Below are 22,519 nucleotides of genomic sequence, written 5' to 3' on the forward strand. Positions count from 1 at the left end.
TTGCACCAGAAGACCAAGAACCAACACATTCTAAGGTACATTCCGCCCATCCTTGAGGCAAGTTCTGATAATGTGAGTTATCCCCAGTCTTTTTAGTCTTCTTTTTGCTTTCGGGATGCTCCGATTTTATGCGTTCAAGCAGTACGGATGCCGGCTCATCGTTTGGATCCTGAGGAACAAGTTTGCCTCGGATGGCGAGGTCTAGGATTTTTGATTTTGTTTTTTGTATATAAGAAGATAATTGACTCTCATCATTCCCAATGCCATCAACAATCAAAAATAATTTTGATATACTTGAGAGAATTTTAGATATTTCTTCTAGGGGTGGAAGTGCAATAAGATAATCTCCGATAATATTTTTTCCGACACGTTGCTGTCCTACGGCTCCAGAAAAATTTGCTATCCCATTTGAAATAAAATTTTCCGTCTTTGATACGTACAAGGCATATTCTGCAATAATAGGAAAAATAATGGGGCGAAATACGTGTAATTCTGTAGTTCCTGCACCATAATTATTATACAAGTTTTTAAATACTACAGATTTTCTATTTTCAAAACAAGGTGTAATTTTAGCTATACCCAGATCATTGTTTTGAAAATGTGTAAATCCTAATCTTATGTCTCTCCATTGTCGCCTGTCAAATTTAGCTTCATTTGCATATCCATCCTTTATATGGGCCATAGGTACAAAAGAAACTTCAACATCTTCTTCTATTGTGTTTTTGGGATTAATTTGGAAAAGATTTCTCCATCTACACCACTCCCAACTCTCCGGTATCTCAAAAGGTATCTCCTCATCAACACATTTCACGGTTCCGTCTGCGAACTTCTCGTAATATGATTTATCAGAATGAAAAAAGCGATTATGATATCATATTGCTTCCCGAAAACAGTCGGTTCCATCAGTTTAAGTTTGAGGATAAAGAAGTTTCTTCGGTTTATAAGATTAATATAAAAACTCATTATGACAAAAACACATCAAGCTTTAGAAACAGGCTTCAATTCCTCAGCAAAATCCAACATCACCACCTGACTTCCTACAAACGGATTATATGACGGCTGATAATCAATATAGCCCGAAGAGTGGAGATTCTTCAGGCATTTGTGGTAGGAGGTGGCTATCACCTTTTAAAAACTGAAGTAAATTACTGTAATCACTGTCTGTTTGGGCAAAGCCCATTACTGGTAGTACTATTGCCAGTAAACAACAAAATAAGGTTAGTTTTTTATTCATGTTCAATATTGATATTTGTATTATTATACATTGAGAAATTCTTAATCTGATGTCGAATCTGGCGAGAGTATGATCCCATAGGTTACATTATCTTCAGAATCATTTTCCAAGCATAGAATAGATTCTGGAAAAAATCATATTCTGTTCTTTCTTCAATTTTTCAATTTCAGAAAGTGTATTTGAAAAATCTTCCAATAACTTTTCAGAAATAAACTTTTGCCCATTTACGATTCTTGCAACTTGGTTGATATTGGTTTCAATCTTGAAAAAAACGTTGCCTTGCTTTTCAATGAAAGCCATTACCATTCTTCTTTCATCATTAAAAATTCTATTTTCTACTGAATCAATGATTAGACTACTCAGAAAGATTCCCTTTTTGGAACAAAGCTTTTTCCAGTTTTCTTTTCTGGATTTTTGAATTCTTATGTAAATCCTTTCCTCCTTTTCCATGTTTATTCATTTTCAGTTATAAATAACTTTAGTACAGATCTATCTAATTAAAATAGCTCAGCGCTTCTAAGTAAGGTTTGATATTGCGGCCTTGATGAGGGATAGAAAAAATAAATCAGTGTTATATTTTCTGATTATTTTTTTTGCAAAATTGGGGTGTAAAAACATTAAAAGCAATAGTATACAAGGGGCTTGGGCTAAATAAGAATGATCTGGACTTATCTGGAATATCCAAAGATTAAAAAAGAATATACTGGGTTAATCTGGAATATTATACCTGATTTTCCCAAAATAAAAAAACTGAGTTCCGAAGTTTTTCCCCCTTTTTGCAAAAAAGGCAAGAGAGTCTTTGTAGGAAAAACTTGAAAAGTTTGTACGTACAAAGACACATCTTGCCGAGAAAAAAACGCCTAATTTTTAGAGCTCTGAAAAAGTAAAAAACAAACAACTAACACGCTATATATTAGTTGATTACGATTCAATTCAAGATTTCTTGCTATTGAAAGAAAAAAAAACGGCAAATTATGGAGGGAAGACCTGCGTAATTATTACGCAGGTTTTTCATTAACCTGTATCTATTTTACTCACCCTTGGTCATAGCCTGCCACTTTTTCACTCACGTTCTACAACAAGGTGGGTAAAAATTACTCAGGTTAGAGAAATAGGTGGGTGATTTTTACGCAGGCTGTAATTATTTTAAAAACTATGAGACAGTTTAGTCCTGAAAAAAGTTTACAGTTTTTTAGTTACGAAATGTGTAAACCTATTTTAGGACTAGACAGACTATCACATAAAAAGACGATGAATTATTAGAGTAAGACCTGAGTGATAAGAATTACTCAGGATCTTTGCTAACCTATATCTATTTTACACACCCTTGGTCATAGCCTGCTACTTTTTCACTCACGTTCCACAGCAGGATGGGTGAAAATTACTCAGGTTAGAGAAATTGGTGGGTAATTTTCACGCATGTTGTAATTATTAAAGTGAATCATGAAAAGAATTAAACTATATTAATGGACAGATTAATAAAAGAAAGTTCTCCTTTGTCGGAAACAGATTGAAGGATTCCAAAACCCTTTTAATTCCAATATTCTTTTTTATTTCTTTACAGTTCATTTTTTCTTTTTTCAAAGCAAATTTTCCCGTCTCTTTTCCTTTTAAATAAAAAAAGACTTTTTAATTACTTTTAATATACTTTTAGTGATTAGCCACATCCCCTTATGACAAAGCATCCATCTTCAATTCGGAATGAGTACAATTCCGAATTCCCCATGAGTACAAATCCGAAACACAAATGAGTGCAATTCCGAAAAAACAGCTTTTACCAGATGAGTACAATTCCGAATCTGGTTTTATTTTCTTCTGTTATTTTTACCTTATCTACAATTTTCAACGATTTTAGAATACCTAAATGAGTGCAATTCCGAAATCGACATCATAAAAATCCCAATTTTAACAATTTTTTAACTTCAGCGAGTGCAATTCCGAATTCCACATGAGTACAAATCCGAAATACGGATGAGTGCAATTCCGAAATTAAAGAATAACAGGTAGCCGTTTGGCAGTATTTCTGTCATTTTCGTTTCTCTATATAATCGTATAATAAGTTCCTGTATTTTGCTAAAAAAAACCGCTCCCTGAAAATAAATGTATAGATTATTTCAGAAGATACAGGTATACAGCAATAGCAGTAGTACTAAACCTTACTTTTTGGTTATATCCCCAAACACCGTACTTTCCGGTAAGACAAATGCTCAGGTACTTTCGATTAGTATGAATCGTAAACCTTAATTTATAACAAAGGTTGGCAAAATTGCCAACCTTTAATTTTTTTAAGTAAATCTATTATATATAATCACAATTTATTATTTCATCTACGATTCTGAGGCATCCCCGACAATTTAATAATTTCCTCTGGAATAGCTATAGCATAACGAGGATCATTAGGAGGCAAAGAATATTGTTTATTTTCAATAGTTCTTGTTAAGGTTATATTCGCTCCATCACGGTTGTATCTTTTCAAATCTGCCCAGCGAATTCCTCTAAACAATAACTCCTTTTGTCTTTCTTTCCTAATAAGCTGTAATGCCTCTTCTTTAGAATTAGCCATAAAAGGAATAAATGTTTCGGCTTTCCATCTGGTGATTAGAAGATCATTAAGCATTTTCATAGATTTGGTAACATCACCAGTCTGAGCATAAGATTCTGCTGCTATCAAATATAGCTCATCCACTGCAACACTGGTCATTTTTCCCGAAGAACCTCCTGTATAGTTTCCTTTAAATATAATATCCCCATTAGGGTTTACTCTAAAGTAAATAAGTTTTCTAAGATCATTTTCATGATATAATTGAAATAAATTTAAGGGAATCTTAGCTACTGCAAAGCGTACAGGTCCTGAAATACGCATCGTAGTTCTTAATAAAACTTCAGCGTTCATATCCTTAATAGGATAAGTATCTGATGATTTCAGCTTATTAAAATCCATTAATGTATTTTGCAACTCTAATGCCTGCGATACATATTGTAAAGCTTTTTCATAGTCTCCTACAAATAAATAGGTTCTGGCTAAATATCCAAGTGCCGTAATCTTTGAGGGTCTGCTGGCAGCTACCTGCTTTACAGGCAGTAATTCCACAGCCTGAGTTAAATCCCTTAAAATCTGATCATAAGTTTGTTTAACCGAAGACCTTACCGAAGTCTGGTTCATATCAGAATCTAATCGGAGTGGTAGCCCTAAATCCTGTTCTGCTGTTGCCTCATTATAAGCCATGCACCATATCTGCGCAGCATCCAGATAGCGTATGGCACGCAGTGCTAATGCCTGACCTTTTACATTTTCAGCTCCTGAAATATGATAGGTTTCCAGATTGTCAAGTACCGCATTACTTACATAAATAGCCTTATAACAAGAATACCAGTCATTTCCTACCCCTTGATTGGTAGAAACATAATCAGGCTGCCACGTATACAATCTTTTATCTTCATTATATTCCAAGGCATTATAATCACTATCTGATAAATAAAATTCATCTGAGGAGGTCATTCCACTGGAAGCAAAATCTCCCAGTACATCTGTTATTCTATCCAATAATGCCTGATTATCTTCAAGGGTTTGGGGAGTAGCCAACTGCGAGTCAGATTTTTCATCTAAAAACCTGCTACAGCTCGTTAACACTACTAATACAAATAAAAATCCAAATATTTTTTTCAATGTTTCTTTCATAACATAATAATATAGTATTGAAATAATCAGGTTAGAATTTGGCACGAAGCCCTATTGTATAAACACCCGGAGGTCTCAATCCATTAATCCCAAGGTTATAATCCGGGTCTATTCCGCTTTTATTAGCCCTCCATAAAATGCCCAGATTGCTTAGGTTCACAAATACACTCAGGTTTTCAAAAAGTGGAGATCCAAAAAGAGCCTTATCAAAAGTATAAGTGAGGTTGATATATTGTAATCGTATATGATCTCCTTTCTCAACAAGTATGCTTGATCCGCTATAGAATGCATCCCTGTTCGCATCACTCTGATAATTATTGGATGGTACATTGGTAAAGGCTTCATCCCCCTCTTTTTGCCACCTCAAGGCATAATCACTATGCCCAGCCCAACTGGTAAATAAGTTGGTATAGTTTATTGAGTTTCTTCTAAACCAGTATCCAAACTTGTAAGAAATACCTATATCCATACTCAAGTTTTTGTAGCTAAAGGAGTTCACAAATGAGCCGTAGACTGTAGGAACTGCTGAGCCGTAGAACTTTAAATCCTGAACTGAAGTACCTACACCCACCATTTGGGAATAATCCTTACTGACCTGTCCGTTAAGATACCCCTGCGGGTCTCCGGTTTTAGGATCTAATCCTGCCCATTTATACGCAAATATAGAATAGACAGGTAATCCCTCTATTCCTGATACAGGTACAGAAGAGCCATTCCCTATGAATTGACTTGCCAGAGGATCTGCCAGATAATATTTTGTGACTTTATCCCTGTAAGTGCTGAAGTTTAGAATAGTATTCCATTTTACTGCCCTGTCAATGTTTATAGTCTTTAGTTCAACATCAACTCCATGTCCGCTTGTCTCCGCCACATTGGAAAGCATATAATCTATACCCGTTGTGTAATCCATTTGTCTGGGACCAAAAAGGTTGGTTCCTTTTTTGGTAAAATACTCAACCGAGCCACTTATTCTGCTGTTTCGAGAAGAGAAATCTATTCCTGCATTAATCATTCTGGAAGTTTCCCAACGAAGCCTTGGATTAAAATAATTGTCAAAACGAGCCACTGATGTTCCGGTATAACGGGATTTGTCCGTATCAAAAGCGATGGTACTTACAGCGACCATTGCTGGATCTATATTTCCATTAAACCCATAAGAGGCTCTCAATTTTACATATGGAAGCCATTCTACATGGTAAAAATTTTCTTTGGAAATTTCCCATAATGTTCCCACTGACCAAAAGGGATTCCATTGGTCATTGGTATTTAACCCAAACAGATTACTGGCATCCCTGCGAAAGCTTCCCGAAATAGTATACTTGTTATCAAATGTATAGGCAGCATTTGCAAACAGAGAAACAAAACGAGTTGTTCTCTTTCCAATAGATTGCCCTCTCTGGATAAATTCCATATTACCCGTTGGAAGAAGTGTATACTGCCGGGTATAATCAACATTCCCGGAAGCCATACTGTTTTCATTATACCCATAGTAACGGTTATATTCATAGCTTCTTACCGCATCACGACTCTCTGCTCCTGCAATTGCTGTGACGCCGTGTTTATACCATTTACCTGTATAGTTTAATTGTCCTCTTACATTATTGATAATGGTTAATGCTCCTGACTTGTCTAAGATTCCTCCCTTAGGAACAATGAAGTTCGTATTTCCGTTGGTATCCACTTGGGCAAAACTGTTCACATAATTTCTGGCAAAGTAGCTTTGCGAATTATGAAGGCTTTCTGTAATATCATTCTGTCTCTGGTATTGGTATTTGAATTCAGCTTCAAATCCTCTTAGAATTTTATAATTAACAGAAGCGTTAATCATCACTTCCGTTCCATTAGTCTTTGTGCGGTCATTCTGCCAGTCTAAAAGTGGATAATAGTTCCAGTCCAAAAGCTTTCCTGATTCAAAACTATCTTTATAATTCTGATCATAGCCCTTTGTCACTATACTAGGATTACCTTCACTGTCTGCCAACTGCATATAAGGAACTGCTGAGTTTCTTGCCATTGTAATCCCACCATAGCTCGTGCGCCCACTTTCTGTACGGGTATCGGTATAATATATTCCGGTATTTACAGTTAATTGCTTTATGGGTCGCCATGTATTCTGAAAGCGAAGGTTGGTTCTGGTATATTTCTCTCCAAGATTTCCTTTGTTATCATCATAACCAATTCCGGATGTCCACGAAAATTTTGGTGCTCCACCTGCAATGTTTAAAAAGTACTGTCTTTTTTCAGAGGGCAGATACATATATCGCCTGTACTGATCTTTGGCATCAATGTTCCTTAAAGCTCCAATCTGACGGTTAACTTCATCCTCACTCATAAGCCCCTTTTCTGCTTATTCAGTAGGTCTACCACCGGAGATAAAGCAGGATGTAATGAAGAGTTAATATCACTTTCATAGTAACCTCTCTTAAAGAGTTCCGTTTCAACATCTATAAAATCTGATGATGAGATGGTCTTTAGGTAATTGAAATCAGGTTTTGGGCTTAAGCTTGTATTAGCGGTGAACTCTAGTGACAGTGGCTGACTGAATTTCCCGCTCTTTGTTGTAATGACAATAACACCATTGGCAGCTCTAGCTCCCCAAATACTTGCCGCAGAAGCATCTTTTAGTACCGTAATACTTTCGACCATATTAGGGTTGATATTACTAATGTCGCCCTCATAGGGAAAATTATCCACGACAATCAAAGGTGATTTAGGACCATTGATTGTACTGATACCCCGAATCATCAGTTGTGGAGTCCCTGAGGTTCCTCTGTCTATTGTTACGCCGCTTATCATATTGGAGAGACGATCCAAAACATTGGTTCCAACCTGTTGGTTTAAGAGTTTGTTATCTGCATGAGAATAAGATCCCGTGGCTCTTTCCTTTGAAATTTTCTGATATCCGGTGGCTATATTAACAGCTTCTATGTCCGTAAACTTAGCCGTTAGCGTAATTTTTACAGGGATACTTTGAAGAAGGTTTAATTCTATGGTTTTGGATTCATATCCCAGAACTGAGGCTATAACTTCAATTTTATTTTCTTTTGTCTGAAATTTAAAAAAGCCATTACTATCTGTGATTACTGCGGTATTGCTATTTTTTAGAGCTATGGTAACATTCCTTAATGGCGAATGACTCAACTCATCAAGCACCTGTCCGGAAATAGTATGTTGAGCCATAAGTGATATACTACTGCATAGTATCAATGGCATGAGTATTTTTTTCATAGTATATTATTAGAGTTTTATTATTGAGGGCTAAAGAATAGTGGGTATTCTCTTTATGACTTGTCCTTAATGACAAGTACATCTATATCCTTGTCTGCCTCAATGATCTCAAGATCATATTTTGAAAGTTCCTTATTCAAGGAGACAGGATCTGAAATACCCAATAACTTTAAATCCACATTTCCGGTATATCCTGTTTCGTCTATAATAGGTAGTTTTATTTCAGGAATTCCATTAATACTATTGACAAAAGCATACATGGAAATATTTTGTAAGTCCGATTCAGAGGTTGAAAATCTATATTTCATTTCTCCTCCTTTGGTAGCAATCTTATCTTTTTGCGAGGTTCTTCTAAGAATCAGACATTTTACCTTTCTTTTTTCTATACTGGCGGAATAATCGGCAAATTGGCTAAGATTTCTAAGCATCATAGGATAGAGTGAATCAGATAGTGATACCGGAACGATATATTCGTAATTATACAGATTGTTATCCTCCACACGTCCTTCTGAATTCTTTATATAATCCAGTGCAGCCCCATTCTTCACTTCTATAACTATTCTTTTATTACTGAAAGATTCTTTTCGTTGTTGAAAGATTTCATCGGTAATAGCGGTAAAGATCTCTAGTAGGGAGAGATTGGTAAATTGGCGGCCATATACAATATTTCCTTTTCTATGGAAGCCTGAACCGAAACCTATACTTCTTATCCTTCCTTTTGAAAGAAGTGAATAATTTGTAAGGCTGGTCCCTTTCTCCTGATCGAAACTTTCTGATAACATTAAAGGTCTTTCCCTACTCATGTATACAACGGTCTGAAGACTGGAGCTTTCTCCTTTTAATACTTCATTTATGGTATTTTCATTGACCTGAGCGCCATCGGTGGTATTAAGTAGTTTTCCGTCCTTAATCCATATAATATAAGGGACTCCTTTATGAGGAAATTGAGAATGCAGAATTTTATCTCCTGCTACGGAAAGGATCTCCTTATACCTTTGTCCATTTTTAGAGGCAAAGAATTTTTCCAGAGTGGCTCTATCCTGATTGCTCACAGCCAGTATTTTTATCTTGCCACTAAACTTCTTTTGAAGTTCTTCCATTTTAGGAAAACCTGTAAGGCACGCACTGCACCATGTATTCCAGAAGTCAAGTAAAATCAATTTATCTTTATCCTCGGATAATTTTATAGTTTTCTGTGGATGGTTGACAACCTCCATTGGGGCTGTCCAAACAGAATTTGGCACGGTATCACCTATTTTCAGAGTTTTTTTTTGTGAATATGCCAAGGCAGCTACTGTTACGGCTAAAATAAGGGACACACGCCCCCTGCAAAAGAAATTTTTCATACTTTTGATGAGTTTAAATAAACTATTTCTGATTACTCTTCCTCACTTTATGTAAATGCTACTTCACGAGGTGCTGGAAGAGTTTGTTTTTTCACGCTTAAAGATGCCATTGGTAGTGTTCCAATGATGAATACGAAGTTATTGGTATATCATAGGCAGTTGAAATTGTATTTTGAAAAAGCAGGAAAATATATCTCATAACTATATTCTCCCGCTAAATGCAAAAAATCTGGTTGATAAGACGAGAAAGATTTCATAAATAAGGATTGCTCCCGCAATGGTTGTACACCCACTGTAACTGTCCACAGTGATACTTTTACGGTAGGAGCGTCTTAGAGAATTGTAGAGTAGATCGGACAGCATAGAAATAAAAACGGCATGGGAAACTCTACAATATCTAACTTGAGGCACTGGTATACCTATCCCAAGATAAGAGAGAAACCCACGCCATGGTCGTGAGCCTCATTACTTATCATCTCAGGGATTTAAAAATTACCAGTTTTCAAGTTGAGATTCTAAGCAATAGCTTCTATTTATTATTCGTTGAAGTATCGCAAAGTTACCTTTATTGTAACTTATAATGCAAATATAATAAAAAATATTCAAAACGAAATATACTTCTTCATGAAAAGCAATTTAATTCCTAAATTTTACTAAATGTATAAATGGAATGTTGAAGAACTGAAAATTCAAATTGGAATTATCATCAAGCTATATAGGCTTAGGAAGGGATTATCGCAATTTCAAGTAGGAAATGAAGTTGACCTCACTAAGGATTATATTGGTATAATTGAAAGAGGTAAAACTAACCCAACGATTGAGGTAATTATTGGTATATGTAATTTTCTTGAAATAGATATAAGCTACTTGGTTACCAAAGTAGATGAAAATCAAATTGAAACTTTTAAACTTGAAACATTGGAGTTAGAAGCAAAATTTAAAAATCAAAATAAGAAAAAATCCTAGCAAGTAAATTAGAGTTTTTTTTACGGTTTCCCGTAAATACACTTTTAATATATTTCTTAATTTTAGAATTATAAAAGTAACAGCAATAATAAATCTTAAAAGATGATATTCAGTAATAGAACATATACTCTGTTTAGATAATATCAACTTTTTTGTTAACCAATAAATCCTGACGAGAGTTGGGATTTATTACTTTAATACGCTAATATATAAATGTTTGTATATTGCAATTTAGCTAATGATTTTAAAACAAATAATACCTATGAGCAAAGATAGTAAGTGGAAAGATTTTTTGTTAAAAAGTGGACTTCCATTAGAATATGAAATTAAAGAATATTTGGAAAACAATGGCTTTATTACAAATTTTGAATACACTTATCTTAGAGAAAATCAAGAAAATCAAATTACAGAATTTTCATACGACATAGATGCAACGTATGCATACCCGCCTTTTTTCTTTGAGCTAATGATAGAATGTAAATATCGGCACAATTCAACAAAATGGTTATTTCTCCCTGAAGATTATGAAGGAGTTGATGAAACAAATTTCACAAGCTTTCTTCATTTTAATGACCATTTTAATAAAAATGGACGCTATCCAAACTCTGAATATCCTTTCAAATTTGCAGATTTATGTTCTAAAGGTATTGAAATAACAACGGAGGGGCAAAATCCTAAAACTATCGATCAGGCAATGGCACAGCTTTCCTATGCAATGGCGGAAAAGATTATTTCAGGGATGCATCATCAAACAGATGAAATCCTTTCCAAGAGTTTTAATGGCACTATTTTTTTCCCTATTCCCATAATAATAACTACATCTGAACTTTATAGATTAAATGAGAATGTATCAATTGAGGAAATAAGAGGTTGTAATGATATTACAGAAATTGCTACAAAAACAAATAAGTTAATCATAAAAAACTCCACGGGAGTAAATTTAGAAAGATTTAACTATACCAAATTTAAAAGTTTTGAAGAGGAAGTAGGCAAAAATATTTTAGAGCAAAAGCTTAATACCTTCAATGAGGATTTAGATTTTGTTTGGAGTGTTATTTCAAAAAACTATTCTCCACAGTGTATTGTAGTTTTACATTATTCAAAAGAAAATAATGGGTTAGAAGAATTAGTAAAATATATTAAGCGATTTGTTAACCCTGACAAAATTACAATAAAAGAACTTGCAAAAATCAAAAAAAACAAAGAAGAAAGAATGCAGAAATTTTTGGAAAGGATGAACACAAACACCAAATCGATTAAGCCTAACTAAATTCACTCTCAAAATAATTAATCAGACCAAATTGAAAAGAGAACTATTTATAAAAGAAATTATTGAGGAATTTAGTATCCTTAGAAATAGGATTGAACTATTATCTGAAGTCAATCTACAAGATATTAATGTTGTTTCTGAATACCATATTCAAGAAATTCTAAATATTATTTTGGATTTAAAATTAAGCAATTCAAATAGTAACAGAAAAAATCAAACAGCAATTGACTTACAGGATGAAACAAATAGAATAGCTGTGCAGGTTACAGCCACTTCTAGAAAAGTGAAAATTCAAGAAACATTAAATAAATTTTTTGAGTCGAATCTTGAAGAAAATTATGACACTTTAATAATTTTTATTCTGGGTAAAAAACAGAAATCATACCCTAATTTAAAAATAAAAGATGGATTTGTATTTAATCCGGAGGAACATATTTTTGACTTTTCCAAAATTGTCTCCAGGTTTTCGCTCATGCCTACCAGTAAACTTGAAAAAATCAGAAATATTCTAAAAAATGATAAAATAAAACTTCAGACAAAGAATAATTCAAAGAAACAACTGTTTAAGAAAAATCAATCTATTAGAAAGAAAATAATAAAGTCCTTCATTGGCACATATAATCCAACAGACGAACCATTAATCTCTTACTATAATCCTCCATATAAATTTTTCTGCGATGAATTTATTATAAGATCTATTGAAGACAAATGTTATCCAGATTTTGATGATCCTGTTACTGGAGAACGTGCAGATTGGTATAAAGTATTTGCATTTGATGTCAAAGAGTTCTATTTAGAAGTACGAATAATGTACAGTGTTGAGATTGTTATTAATGATAAATTAGAATGGAATTATTTAAATGACCGTGAGAAGGGAAATTTTGATAAGTCTTTAAAATTCGGAAAAGTCGATGTTCTTGAAAGAATCCCATTCGAAAATATAGTTGATATCGAAATGGATGGAGAGTATCCAACGATATTTGTTGAGTTTAAAGATGGTAATGCCTACTTTGAACAAATACCTTTTATACCAGGATATTATATAAATGATAGGGATTGCAGAGCTACATATTATTTTGAAACAGCTAAACAAAATCTTGATTTATAATATATGAAAAAATGCATTTGGTGTAACCGTGATAATAACCACACAAGTTTCAAAACTATTGCTCATACTTTCCCTCAATCATTGGGAGGAAAAAATATTTGTATAAATGTTTGTGACAAATGTAACTTTGCTTTCGGAAATAAACAAAGTTTTCAGCCCTCTGTGGATCTAGCAATTAAGGAGATTTTTAATTTATCTAGATTTTTAATTTCAGATAAAAAGAACATATCATCTTACAAAAGATTCAGTTCGGAATATTTTAAAATAAATCTTGACCAGCGTAAAATTACTCTTAAAATGAAATACAAGCTTCTGGCAAAATTTCAAGAAAATTTTGCCAGAAGTTTCAAACGCGGCATATATAAAATATTTTTAGAGGAACGGGAAAGAATTTGTGGAGATTCCCACTCTGAAGAATTCAATTTTATTAGAGAATTTTCTAGATATAACCTGAATGATATTCCTTTATACTATTTAAAGCCCCAAAATGCTATAATATTTATCGACCAAGAACAGTTTGATAACCCTCGGCTCAATTTTCTGGAACCACATAATGAACTTCAAAAAAACTATAGGTTATATGAATTTTATTACGGAGGATATACCTACATACTTCATACAAACGTTTTCATGCAGGAATACCATATTAATAAATATGAAAATGAAGTCGTGCTAAGAAATAAAAACAGTATGAATCTATCATCTTTAGTTCAAATTCATAAAATGGAAGATTTAGATTTTAGGTATCATTTATTTAATAAAAAGTGATATTCCGATAAGAGAGTTGGGAATTTTATAAGTTCTAGCTATAGTATCGTGAAATATATTCTCCTCAATTACAGTATAGAAGGAATTTGAAAAATATTCTGATTATCATTTAGAAAATATACCTATTTAGGATTTTCATAATCTACTAATTTCCAAACATCTTATGCTTATTTTCAAAAAAATCACTATTTTTGGATATAAACACCAAGATCACACAAATGATTTATAAAATCCATCAGATTACCAATGATTTCATTATTGGGTCTGTCCAAGACAAAATAAGGAACTACCGCTGGATCGTAGTGGCAGATATTCCACGCCAAATGACCTTATATAATCGGGTTCAACCTCAAAATATTAGCCTTATCAGTGGCGAATCTGATGAAGACTTTAGTCATGATTTTGAAAGAGTATGGACACTATACATGGCAGAGCGTCTAAGAAACTGGCTAATTATTGAACATCCAGAAAAGCTATTTTCTTATAGAGATCAGCCAGTATCAATCAACAATAATTTTATCTGATTACTATTAATTAAAGATACTTACCAAAAAAACACTAAAACAAAAACAAAATATGAAAAAGAAAAATACTCCTGAAGATATTTTCTTCAAACCTGACGGATATAAAGCTCCGGATAATGCCAATGCTATTAAAGAGAATAGTATTGCAGGTATTAATCGTGTTGTAAAACTACAATGCATTGTGAATGGTAAAATCATTCCACACTTTAAAGATTTTAAGCTAAAACAGAGTACCAGAAACCATCATGAATTTGAGCTCATTCTGGCACATGATAGTCTTGAAAACAGACAGGATCATACATTAGAAGATGTCAATAAATTTCTTGGTGGCAGACTAACCGTCAGAATCATGTATAAAGATGTGGACAACAGTCCCGAAAGAGTATTTGTTGGAGTCATCACGAAGGTAGGATTCAGTCAGGATAATCATAGTCTTGGAAACATTGTACTGAAAGGTTTTAGCCCAACAATACTTTTAGATGCTGCTCCTCATACTCAAAGCTTTGGAGGTGGACAGCCTGTTAATATGGGTATTATTGCCACTGAAATTCTTAAGCAAGGTATAGATAAAGGTAAATATGACTATCGTGTTGATGCTAAAGCTTCTTCACAAATTATCTATAGTGCTCAGTATGAAGAAACCCATTACAATTACTTATGTAGAATGGCGGAGGCTTATGGTGAACAGTTTTATTATGATGGTGAAGTGCTGCATTTTGGGAACCTGCCACCTCAGAATAAAGTTCTGGAACTTATTTATGGGAGTAATGTTTCCGATATTAATGTAGAATTAAAAGCCGTACATATCAATCCTAGTTTTTACGGCTATAACAGCAGTGACAACACAAAACTAACATCGGGACAAACTCCGATTAGTCACAAGGGTGATTTGGCACAGACTGCCTATAAAAATAACAATGGTATCTTTAAAACACAATCCCTTCAAGTTGCTCCTATTAAAGCGAGAACTGATATGGATGTCACCAATTCCCAGACCAGTACAGCAGGAAGCCAGGCTGTAGAGGTGTTTACAGTTTCAGGGAAAACTACGGTTCCTTTCCTGTATCCCGGATGTGTAGCCGATGTTAAAATGAGAAAAGCTGATAGTAATGAAACTTCTTATTTTACCAAAGTAATGATAACTGAAGTAAACCATGAGATAGATACACTTGGACATTATACTGGTAGTTTTGTAGCTATTGCAGCAGACACAGGATTCTTACCAAAAGCTGATTTCACTATTCCGACTGCTTTACCTCAAATAGCAACAGTAATCTCCAATACAGATGCTGAAGGACAGGGAAGAGTTCAGGTGAAATTTGACTGGCAATTGAATGATACCACGAATTTTATTAGGGTAATGAGTCCTGATGCAGGTGGAACTGACCAAATCACTCAAAACCGAGGTTACGTTGCCATACCTGAGGTTGGGGATCAGGTAATGGTTAACTTTCAACATGGCCATCCGGACAGACCTTTTGTAATGGGTGGAATGTTTCATGGTGGAACAGGAATTGGTGGAAATATAGATAATCATATTAAATCCATACAGACCAGAAGTGGTAATAAGGTTATCTTTAATGATGCTGAAGGCAGTATACATATCGAAGATCCAAGTGGAAATATTTACTTTATGGATGGTAAAGGGAATATTACAGTCACCGCTCCCCAGAATATGACATTTAATGCCGGGCAGAATATAAGCATCAATGCCGGACAAAACATAAATGTCATAGCAGGAACCAATATCATGGCATCAGCAACGTTGAATTACACACAAGCAGTAGGAGTAAATTATATGAGTACAATTGCAGGAAATTCAAGCCATTTTATTACAGGGAAGCTTATGGAAATAATTGATGGAGACACTGTATCTGAATCTAAAAAAGAGAGGAAGGAATACAGTAGTCAGGATATGGAGGTACAATCAGAAGGAAATATAAAAAAGTATTCCCAAAAGACATTATATAACAACGGTGGTGAAAAATCTAACTCCCATTAAACATGAGCAGAATAAGAATTGTAAAGGGAAAATATACTAAGATAACCGGAGGTGATCATTATATGTTTTCTGATGGAAATATTATTTCCTCTGCCGGAGGAAAGTATGAGGAACAAGGGAATGAGGGAGGTATTGTTTTTGATGCCCCTAAGCCATACGAACCTTGGAAAAATTTTAAAGAATTTAAGACCTATTATACATATATTGGTTCAACTATTAATAAAAATTTCCCATTGAAGGAAATTAATATGGATAGAAATGTCAAAACCTGTCTTACTTGTATTACCATGTTGATGAAGGTTGAAGCCAAAGATGAGGAAATGAAAAATCAGTTTTATCTGCATAATTGGATGTATAATTTCAGTATTTATATGAATAATCGAGGTGAGGTTGTATATGGTACTTTGGATTTGTTTTCTTATCTATGTGACAATTCTGTGATGGTAGATGAACAGGATAAATTTGGAATGAATACCAGAAATTATAAGAATATAACAACCACGAATTTTCCACTTGCCAATAAAGGAAAAGCTTTGCATGATGAAATTTTTCTGGATAAAAAGATTAGCCTTAAAAATGGAACTACCTATGAAATGGATTATGAAGGAGGAATGGGAAACGAAGACTTTTACAACAAAATGGCGGCTTATCTGGTAGAAGCCAGTAAAGTATGCAGAGCTTTGGATATTTCTTATGTGTTTATGCTTACCAAGAAGCCAAAAGCGTATATTGAAAAGATGAAGGATTACACAAACATAACCATCTCATGCCCTTTATTGGATAAGGCAATAGAAAAGTTTAGTGGAGTATCATTGTTTAAAAAAGTATTTGGAATATTTAATTATACATTATCTCTTAATGAGGCTGCTAATAAGTATGGGAAAGTAGAAACCCTGAGAGGGCCAGCCCAAATGGGAGATACTATTTGTATTACAAAAATGAAAGATAAAGATAAAACTTACAGTACTGTATTACTGAACGAAATAACTCACGATACCCAAAAACTAGCTAAGTTCCTACAGAAACAGAATGATAATCCCTCTAAAAAATAATAAGTGATGGAGAAAGTTTATTTACCACAGGATTTTACAGGAGTTTTAGAAGATGATTTACGTTCTTATGAAGATAGGTCAACGAATTCTTTTGCTATAGGTTATACCAAAAATAAGCTCATAGAAATGAATATTGGTGAAAGATATAAAGATCAATTGAATGCCAATCTTACGGCTATTACATGGGTGGAAGATAGTAGGGGGAATTATAAAGGGGATTCATTTGATCTTCCTCCATTTGATAGAATTATTAAAATTTTCACAATATATTTAGATAGAGGAGGGTTTATAGTTGAGGGATTTTACAGAACAGTAAAATATTATGGTAAAATGGAAAGCCCAGTGAATATGCCAAGTGATGCTCGTATAGAAAAGAAGATAAAGGATGAATATAATATAACTCGTAGTTTCAAATCTCAAGGAATGGATCTTCACGAGGAAATTTTTGTAAAAGGAGTTATTAGAATTGATGGGTTTGAAGATGTAAAGATAAATTCAAAGTCTGTTTATTTCAAGCTACTTAGAGAGGCATCTATTTTTAACCGATGTTGTGATATGAATTTTGTATATGCAGTTGCGAATGAGGAGCAGGAAACTTTTGAAAAAATAAAAACTATTATTGGATTAGCAGCAATCCCTTTTACCATAGAAGCAGGAGCTTTTGTAAAAAGTTTACAAACGGCAGTTGGAATAGTTTCTTATTTATGTGATATAGATTCAACTTTTAGTTTGTCTGAAAAATTATATGAATATAGAGGCCCTGTTGTTATATCAGATGTATACTTAAAAGTATGGATGAATTCTTATTATTTTGATGATCAAGGAAAACGATTATGGGGAATGCCTAAAATAAATCCAGCATACGAAACACAATCGATTACAAGCAAGTCGGATGCGTTAGAAAAGTTCAAAAATCTCAAAAATGTCTTTAATATTTAAGAATTAGAAAATGAAAAAGAATAATTACATAATATTTTTAATAGGGATCTTATCTTTATTTGCTTGTAAATCAAATAACAAATTAATTAAAGAAGATTATATAAATCTTTACCCACAGAGTATAACCTTAGAAAAAGAATATTATCATTACAGAGATCGATTTCCTTATGATGATCGATATTCCATATTTTCACCAATAGAGCCAAGTAAAGAAGATAAAAAGTATGCAAAAGTATTAATTGAAGCTAAACTGCCATACAGTTATGATATTTTAAACAAGTATATCATGAATAATATGAATGGAATATATACATCCTATTTACTTGAAAATAACAAACCTATTTTTAGATTTTATTTAAAGATGTTTAAAAATAATGATAATGAAGAATTTAATACAAAAGAGAAAATAGAAAGTTATTTTCAAAAAAATAAAATTGACTTTACTTTTTTGAAACAAAATAAAGAGGGGAATCAAGCTTATTTATTAAAAAGAAATGGCTACGAATCCCCTGCTTATTGCTTGATTAGTGCAAAGAAAGATAAACTTGAAATATATCTTACTTATAACGCTAAAGACACTGTTCAGTCTCTTATCAGAAACTCACTTAGTCCATATATTGGAAAAAAACTTGAGTATTGATTTATTCTTTAAAATGAAATAAATAAAGACTTTCCCTTTTGCCTCCATTTAGGAAAGTTTTGTAAAAGGATTTATTAGGGTTGAAGGATTTAAAGTTAAATTCAAAGTCTGTCTATTTTAAGTTACTTAGGGAGGCTTCTATTTTTAATCGATGTTGCGATATGAATTTTGTATATGCAGTTGCCAATGAAGAACAGGAAACTTTTGAAAAAATAAAGACTATTATTGGATTAGCAGCAATACCCTTCACCATAGAGGCAGGAGTTTTTGTAAAAAGTTTACAGACAGCAGTTGGAATAGTCTCTTATTTATGTGATATAGATTCAACTTTTAGTTTATCTGAAAAACTTTATGAATATAGAGGCCCGGTAGTTATCTCTGATGTCTTCACTTATTCATATCGAAATACTCCCTTTACAAATGACAAAGGTAAATATGATTGGTTATTTCCTAAAAAAGACCCGGCGTATGATTCAGGAGCTGTTGGTAATAAAAAAGATGCTTTAGAACAGTTTAAGAATTTACAATCCATTTTAAAAATAAGCTAATGTTTAAATACAATATTAATTTTATCATTATTTCATTACTTTTTATAGGATTAAGTTCCTGTAATAAGAATAAAAAAGTTTTAGACGAAGATCTTATCAATCTATATCCTAATAAACAAATTATTAGCAAACAATATTATAAGTATTCTGTTTTTGATCCATTTTACCCAAATGATTCATTATATACACCTATAGCTCCTAGAGCATCTGATCCTAAAAAGGCAAAAGCTTTAATAAAGCCATTAAAATTTTACGAATTGAGTTATTTTTATAAGTATATAAAAGAAAATATAGGTAAAGAATATATTTCATATATATATTCAAATGATATTCCTGTTTATAGATACTATTTAAAGATGTATGAAAGAGGAGAATCAAAACAATTTGATACAAATAAAAAAATAGAAGAGTATTTTACAAAGAATAATATAGATTACAAGTTTGTGAAGAAGAAACCGAATAATGTGTCAATTTATTTATTAAATAAGAAAAATGACACAAATTCTATATATTGTACCATTATTTCTGATTCAGATTGGGAAAAAGTATTTCTTACTTATAATGTTAAAGATACTATAAAACAGCTTTCGTATCAAAGCATAACTCCTTTTTTTGGTAGTGAGATAGAGGATTAAACTTTATTGGCGTTCAACAGGACATTCTTAAAATCTTAATAGGTTTTCAAGACCTATTATTCAAAAAAATTCAGAAGCATCTATTTTTAACCGATATTGTGATATGCATTTTGTAAATGCAGTTGCGAATGAGGAGCAAGAAACTTTTGAAAAAATAAAAACTATTATTGGATTAGCAGCAATCCCTTTTACCATAGAAGCAGGAGCTTTTGTAAAAAGTTTACAAACAGCAGTTGGAATAGTCTCTTATTTATGTGATATAGATTCAACCTTTAGTTTATCTGAAAAATTATATGAGTATAGAGGTCCTGTAGTTATCTCTGATGTCTTCACTCATTCATATCGAAATACTCCTTTTACAGATGACAAAGGTAAATATGATTGTTTATTTCCTCAAAAAGATCCGGCGTATGATTCAGTAGATGTTGGGAGAAAAATGAATGCCTTAGAGCAATTTAAAAAATTACAAACCATCTTAAAAATAAACTAATGTTTAAATACAAGATCAATTTTATAGCTATCTTATTATTTCTTTTAGGATTAAGCTCATGTAGCAACAATAGAAAAATTTTAGATGAAGATTTTGTCAATTTATATCCTAATAAACAAGTAATAAAAAAACAATATTATAATTATTCTATCTTAGACCCTTTTTCTCCAACAGATTCATTGTATTCACCTATACCCCCTAGTAAATCTAATATAAATAGAGGCAAAGGACTTATTGTAAATTATAAATCTTATGACTTACAGTATTTCTATAAGTATATAAAGAAAGAAATGGGAGGAACATATACTTCATATATATATTCAAAAGACATCCCTGTTTTTAGATATTATTTGAAATTTTACAAGAAAGAAGAATTAAAGAAATTTGATACTAACAAAAAAATAGAAGCATATTTTAAACAAAAAAATATTGACTATGAATTTGTGAAAAATAAACCAAATAAAATATCTATTTATATACTCAAAAACAAAAATGATAAACCAATCTATTGTACAATTATATCTGATGAAGATTGGGAAAATATCTACCTAACTTATAATATAAAAGATACCATAAAAGATCTTTCATCACAGAGTTTTAGACCTTTTTTAGCCAGTAAGATAGAAGATTAAACTTTATTAGCGTTCTAAAGGTATTTTGAAAATATTAAAAGGTAATCTCAAAACCTGTTATTTAAATGACTTCAGAAGTATCTATTTTTAACCAGTGTAGTGATATGAATTTTTACTTCCATATTTAAATTTGCTCAATGATATATAAATATGTATATTTACTTAATACGATTTGAGAAAATTTATCTTTTTTCTGAAGGTGGAATAATCGGTTACCTAAAAAAATAAAATTCCTTAAAAGCCCTAACAATGGCTATTAAGCATAATTAAAGATATTCCTGGAGAAACCACTTGAAAGCCTCTGATTAGTCAGAGGTTTTTTTGTTTTTAACATGTAGACTTTTCTTTTTAGACTTATGACATATTTTTCTAACGTCAGTTTTTTATTCTTTATATTATATTTTTAAGGGAGCAAAGAATAAGACTTTCCCGCTAAAGAAGTTTTATATTCATTATTTCTCGTTCAGCAGTTTTAAATCAGCTGAAAGGTTCGCTTTTTTATATTCCTCTTCTTCAGGATATTCTTCTCTGTCCTGAAACATATATTCTTTTCCTTTTTTGTCAATAAGACTAATCTGTATCGTATCTTTTTTTCTTACTGCTCTGAAAGTATAAGTGTTTGACCAAACATCAGCAGAAAGCCCCTGTTCGAGTATAACATCCTTTATGTACTGAAGCTTTCCGTTATCAAACTCATATACAAAGAATGCAGCATACTCTTCTGTAAAGCTTGGAAATAATAATATCCCCGAAGAAATCATTTCATTATAAAGCAGATAACTTCCCTCTTCTGCAATTTCATAGGAACTGTCATAATAAAAGTTGGTATTACAAAACTGCCAGTCCTGAATAATCCCCCCATTAACAGCATACTGTATATAAGCTCTTTCCTGAATATATCTGATCCTGAACTCATGATCTTTAAACCGTACATCAAGACTTTGCACAGGCCCTTCTCCATAGTTCCTTATTTTTTTTACATCCCGGATTTCTGTATACACTGTTGTTTCTTCCTTTTTTATAGTTGTAACAGGTTTAGTACTTACGGTATCTTTCCTTATGATATTTCTGTTTTTCTTATCAGAAGTATCTGCCTTCTGTTCTTTTTTACAGGAACATACAGTAACAATCATCAGCATGATAAGTGAAAATTTCATAGGATTTGCTTTTTTCATCATATTTTATTTTAATGTTTCAGTGTTTTCTATGACAGATGCTGTATATCATTTAAGATCTTTCCGTAAAAACCGATAGGTTGCGATTCCCGGTGGAGACTGTTTACAATAAAAGAAGATTTCATATTTATAGAAATTCGGATGCCAATCAAGGGTATTGATTTCTTTTGCTATTGCCAAGGCTCCGGACTTCATCTCTTCTTCACTTTTACCACAGTCTATTTTTGAAAGGTAAAGTGTATAGGTCAAAGTATCTTTAGGGGCCAAAAGCTGATGTTCCGTC

General features: G+C 32.6%; 20 protein-coding genes and 1 pseudogene. 13 read left to right on the plus strand and 8 right to left on the minus strand.

Annotated elements, in window-relative coordinates; all coding sequences use genetic code 11:
• From ACTJJF_RS20475 to ACTJJF_RS20500, 6 genes and pseudogenes are all read right to left on the minus strand, one after another.
• A pseudogene (locus ACTJJF_RS20475) lies at nt 1-811 on the minus strand (hypothetical protein); the annotation flags it as partial.
• Between the two features lie 522 nt (nt 812-1,333).
• Complete coding sequence (locus ACTJJF_RS20480; protein ID WP_440700843.1) at nt 1,334-1,684, minus strand: hypothetical protein; 351 nt, start codon at nt 1,682-1,684, stop codon at nt 1,334-1,336.
• Between the two features lie 1,873 nt (nt 1,685-3,557).
• Entirely contained in the window at nt 3,558-4,913 is a 1,356-nt protein-coding gene (locus ACTJJF_RS20485; RefSeq protein ID WP_440700844.1) for a RagB/SusD family nutrient uptake outer membrane protein, read from the minus strand.
• Nucleotides 4,914-4,944: 31 nt separating this feature from the next.
• The gene (locus tag ACTJJF_RS20490; RefSeq protein ID WP_440700845.1) at nt 4,945-7,245 is read right to left on the minus strand and encodes a TonB-dependent receptor domain-containing protein; all 2,301 of its coding nucleotides are present in this window, start codon (nt 7,243-7,245) and stop codon (nt 4,945-4,947) included.
• On the minus strand, nt 7,242-8,126 hold the full coding sequence (locus tag ACTJJF_RS20495; protein WP_440700846.1) for a TonB-dependent receptor plug domain-containing protein: 885 nt from the start codon (nt 8,124-8,126) through the stop codon (nt 7,242-7,244). The genes ACTJJF_RS20490 and ACTJJF_RS20495 overlap by 4 nt, the downstream gene beginning before the upstream one ends.
• A gap of 68 nt (nt 8,127-8,194) precedes the next feature.
• Entirely contained in the window at nt 8,195-9,487 is a 1,293-nt protein-coding gene (locus ACTJJF_RS20500; RefSeq protein ID WP_440700847.1) for a TlpA family protein disulfide reductase, read from the minus strand.
• 657 nt (nt 9,488-10,144) lie between these two features.
• On the opposite strand from ACTJJF_RS20500, the gene ACTJJF_RS20505 reads away from it, so the two are divergent.
• The 13 genes from ACTJJF_RS20505 (at nt 10,145) to ACTJJF_RS20565 (ending at nt 21,061) form a co-directional block, all read left to right on the plus strand.
• Complete coding sequence (locus tag ACTJJF_RS20505; protein ID WP_241313607.1) at nt 10,145-10,453, plus strand: helix-turn-helix domain-containing protein; 309 nt, start codon at nt 10,145-10,147, stop codon at nt 10,451-10,453.
• 262 nt (nt 10,454-10,715) lie between these two features.
• Nucleotides 10,716-11,723, plus strand: coding sequence for a hypothetical protein (locus tag ACTJJF_RS20510; RefSeq protein ID WP_241313606.1), 1,008 nt, complete (start codon nt 10,716-10,718; stop codon nt 11,721-11,723).
• Nucleotides 11,724-11,754: 31 nt separating this feature from the next.
• Entirely contained in the window at nt 11,755-12,831 is a 1,077-nt protein-coding gene (locus ACTJJF_RS20515) for an SMEK domain-containing protein (protein ID WP_440700848.1), read from the plus strand.
• Between the two features lie 3 nt (nt 12,832-12,834).
• Nucleotides 12,835-13,599, plus strand: coding sequence for an HNH endonuclease (locus ACTJJF_RS20520; RefSeq protein WP_059154149.1), 765 nt, complete (start codon nt 12,835-12,837; stop codon nt 13,597-13,599).
• A gap of 218 nt (nt 13,600-13,817) precedes the next feature.
• Nucleotides 13,818-14,123: a hypothetical protein gene (locus tag ACTJJF_RS20525; protein ID WP_440700849.1), complete on the plus strand. Its 306-nt coding sequence runs from the start codon at nt 13,818-13,820 to the stop codon at nt 14,121-14,123.
• A gap of 52 nt (nt 14,124-14,175) precedes the next feature.
• Nucleotides 14,176-16,125, plus strand: coding sequence for a type VI secretion system Vgr family protein (locus tag ACTJJF_RS20530; protein WP_440700850.1), 1,950 nt, complete (start codon nt 14,176-14,178; stop codon nt 16,123-16,125).
• Between the two features lie 2 nt (nt 16,126-16,127).
• Nucleotides 16,128-17,177: a hypothetical protein gene (locus tag ACTJJF_RS20535; protein WP_440700851.1), complete on the plus strand. Its 1,050-nt coding sequence runs from the start codon at nt 16,128-16,130 to the stop codon at nt 17,175-17,177.
• 6 nt (nt 17,178-17,183) lie between these two features.
• Nucleotides 17,184-18,116: a hypothetical protein gene (locus ACTJJF_RS20540; protein WP_440700852.1), complete on the plus strand. Its 933-nt coding sequence runs from the start codon at nt 17,184-17,186 to the stop codon at nt 18,114-18,116.
• 10 nt (nt 18,117-18,126) lie between these two features.
• Nucleotides 18,127-18,756, plus strand: coding sequence for a hypothetical protein (locus ACTJJF_RS20545; protein ID WP_440700853.1), 630 nt, complete (start codon nt 18,127-18,129; stop codon nt 18,754-18,756).
• Nucleotides 18,757-18,917: 161 nt separating this feature from the next.
• On the plus strand, nt 18,918-19,304 hold the full coding sequence (locus ACTJJF_RS20550) for a hypothetical protein (protein ID WP_440700854.1): 387 nt from the start codon (nt 18,918-18,920) through the stop codon (nt 19,302-19,304).
• On the plus strand, nt 19,304-19,939 hold the full coding sequence (locus ACTJJF_RS20555) for a hypothetical protein (RefSeq protein ID WP_440700855.1): 636 nt from the start codon (nt 19,304-19,306) through the stop codon (nt 19,937-19,939). The genes ACTJJF_RS20550 and ACTJJF_RS20555 overlap by 1 nt, the downstream gene beginning before the upstream one ends.
• 103 nt (nt 19,940-20,042) lie before the next feature.
• Nucleotides 20,043-20,429 (plus strand): hypothetical protein, encoded by a 387-nt coding sequence (locus ACTJJF_RS20560; RefSeq protein ID WP_260125904.1) that lies wholly within the window; start codon nt 20,043-20,045, stop codon nt 20,427-20,429.
• On the plus strand, nt 20,429-21,061 hold the full coding sequence (locus tag ACTJJF_RS20565) for a hypothetical protein (protein WP_260125903.1): 633 nt from the start codon (nt 20,429-20,431) through the stop codon (nt 21,059-21,061). The genes ACTJJF_RS20560 and ACTJJF_RS20565 overlap by 1 nt, the downstream gene beginning before the upstream one ends.
• Nucleotides 21,062-21,513: 452 nt before the next feature.
• Here the strand turns inward: ACTJJF_RS20565 and ACTJJF_RS20570 are convergent, their stop codons facing one another.
• The gene (locus ACTJJF_RS20570) at nt 21,514-22,218 is read right to left on the minus strand and encodes a hypothetical protein (protein WP_440700856.1); all 705 of its coding nucleotides are present in this window, start codon (nt 22,216-22,218) and stop codon (nt 21,514-21,516) included.
• Between the two features lie 66 nt (nt 22,219-22,284).
• Entirely contained in the window at nt 22,285-22,503 is a 219-nt protein-coding gene (locus tag ACTJJF_RS20575; protein ID WP_440700857.1) for a hypothetical protein, read from the minus strand.
• Between the last annotated feature and the right edge of the window lie 16 nt (nt 22,504-22,519).

The sequence above is a fragment of the Chryseobacterium sp. 22458 genome (assembly GCF_052044975.1).
Taxonomy (GTDB): Bacteria; Bacteroidota; Bacteroidia; order Flavobacteriales; family Weeksellaceae; genus Chryseobacterium.